Source organism: Variovorax sp. 20P10.2.4 (assembly GCF_058244205.1).
Genome location: NZ_JBZAYE010000941.1, coordinates 1 through 2,093, shown reverse-complemented (window position 1 = coordinate 2,093; position 2,093 = coordinate 1). Strand labels below are relative to the sequence as shown.

Sequence of the window (2,093 nt, the reverse complement as noted above, 5' to 3'; positions counted from 1 at the left end):
GACGAACAGGCCGAACAGCGCGAACAGCACCGCCAGCGACGGCGCCAGGCTGGCCAGCGCGAAGCCGGCCGCGAGCAGCACGATGCCGGTGCCGACCACCGCGCGCAGCGGAAAGCGGTCGGCCAGCGCGCCCGAGAAGGCGCCGACGATGTAGTAGAGCAGCGCCGTGGCCGAGAACAGCGAGGCGACCGGGAAGCGCCCGGCGCCGAAGCTGGCCTGGATGCCCGCGAAGAAGGCGCCGAAGGAATAGGCGGCGCCGAACACCAGCGCCAGCAGCACATGGGCGGCCGCGACGACGCCCCAGCCGCGAAAGAGCCTCATGGCGCCTTCGACATGATCGCGTCCATCGCCGCGACGAAGCGCTCGAGCTCGTGCGGCGCGCCGATCGAGACGCGGATGAAGCGCTCGAAACCCGGCTCCTTCCACGGCTTGACGATGATGCCGCGCGCCAGCAGCGCCTCGTTGACCGGCCCGTTCGGCCGGCCCAGGTCGATGAACAGGAAGTTGGCCGCCGAGGGCGCGATGCGCAGCCCCGACCAATCGCGTGCGCGCAGCTGCGCGGCCAGCGCGTCGCGCAGCCGCACCGTCTGTTCCACGGCCGCCTGCATGCAGGCCTCGTCACCCCAGGCCGCGAGTGCCGCGGCCTGCGCCGCGAGGTTCACGTTGAAGGGCGTGCGCACGCGGTCGAGCAGCTGCACCAGCGCGGCGTCGGAGGCGATGCCGTAGCCCACGCGCAGGCCGGCCAGGCCCCAGGCCTTGGAGAAGGTGCGCAGCACGATCCACGGGAAGGCCACCGCGTCGTCGCGCAGCAGCGCGAGCACGTCGGGGTAGCCGCTCGCGAGCCGCGCGTATTCGTAGTACGCCTCATCGACCACCAGCAGCGTGCCCGCGGGCACGGCGGCCAGCAGCCGCTCGAAGTCCCGCGCGCCGAACATGCATCCGACCGGGTTCGAGGGATTGGCCAGCATCACCAGCTTGGGGCCGCGCGCGAGCGCCGCGCACCAGGCCTCGATGTCGAAGCCCAGTTCGGGCGTGAGCGCGAGCAGCTCGACCTGCGCGCCCATCATGCGCGGATAGATCTCGTGCAGGCCGAAGGCCGGGCGCTGCGTGAGCACGCGGTCGCCGGGGCCCAGGAAGGCCTGGCACAGCATCTGGAGGATGTCCTCCGAGCCGTTGCCGATCACCAGTTCCGACGGCTGCGCGCCGCAGCGCTCGGCGATCGCGGCGCGCAGCGCGGTGCAGTGGGCGTCGGGGTAGGTGCCCGCGCGCGCCGCCAGGTCGACCAGCGCGCGCGCCACCGCGGGGCTCGCGCCGTAGGGGTTCTCGTTGCTCGCGAGCCGCGCGATCTGGTCGACGCCATAGCGCGCGCGCACGGCCTCCGAGGACAGGCCGGCGTTGTAGGCCGGCAGCGGCGCGACTTCGGGCCGCGCGAGGGCATGGATGGCGGTCGTGTTCACAGGTCGAATACCTTGCCGGGGTTGAGCAGGTGGAGGGGATCGAGCGCCTGCTTGATGGCGCGCATGGCGGCCAGCTCGTCGGGAGTGCGGCTCGCGCCCAGGTAGGGCTTCTTGTGCAGGCCGATGCCGTGCTCGGCCGAGATGCTGCCGCCGCGGGCCTCGACCTGCGCGTAGACCATGCGCTCGAAGGCCTCGGCCTCGCCGCCGATGGCCTGGCCGTCGGTGGTCACGTGCAGGTTGCTGTCGCCCACGTGGCCGAAGAACAGCGAGTGGTGCCCGGGCCAGCGCGCATCGAGCGCCGCGCGGCAGTCGTCGGCGAAGCGGCCGATGGCGGCCATCGGCAGGCTCACGTCGAGGTTGATCGGCGGATGCATGTGCACCGGCAGCTCGGCCGTGGCCTCGCGAATCTTCCAGAAGGCGCGCGCCTGCGACTGCGACTGGGCGATGGCGGCATCGACCGCCGCGCCCTCCTCCATCGCGCCGGCCAGCGCCGCCTCGAGCGCCTCGCGCAGCGCGGCCTCGTCCTCGCCGGTCACGTCGACCAGCGCCACCAGCGGATGCACCGCGTCGAAGGGCTCGCGCAGCTGCTGCCAGCGCAGCGAGGTCTGGACGAAGTCGCGCCACATCAGCTCGAAG

The 2,093-nt window shown here is 72.7% G+C and carries 2 protein-coding genes and 1 pseudogene; all 3 read right to left on the bottom strand.

The features are described 5' to 3' along the window. Positions 1-321 (bottom strand): annotated as a pseudogene (locus tag AC27VN_RS39705) (MFS transporter); the annotation flags it as partial. Continuing rightward, entirely contained in the window at positions 318-1,457 is a 1,140-nt protein-coding gene (locus AC27VN_RS39700) for a histidinol-phosphate transaminase (RefSeq protein WP_490880245.1), read from the bottom strand. The pseudogene AC27VN_RS39705 and the gene AC27VN_RS39700, both read right to left, overlap by 4 nt. After that, positions 1,454-2,093, bottom strand: a 640-nt coding sequence (locus AC27VN_RS39695) for an FAD-linked oxidase C-terminal domain-containing protein (RefSeq protein WP_490880244.1), incomplete at its 5' end; no start/stop codon positions are given. The genes AC27VN_RS39695 and AC27VN_RS39700, both read right to left, overlap by 4 nt.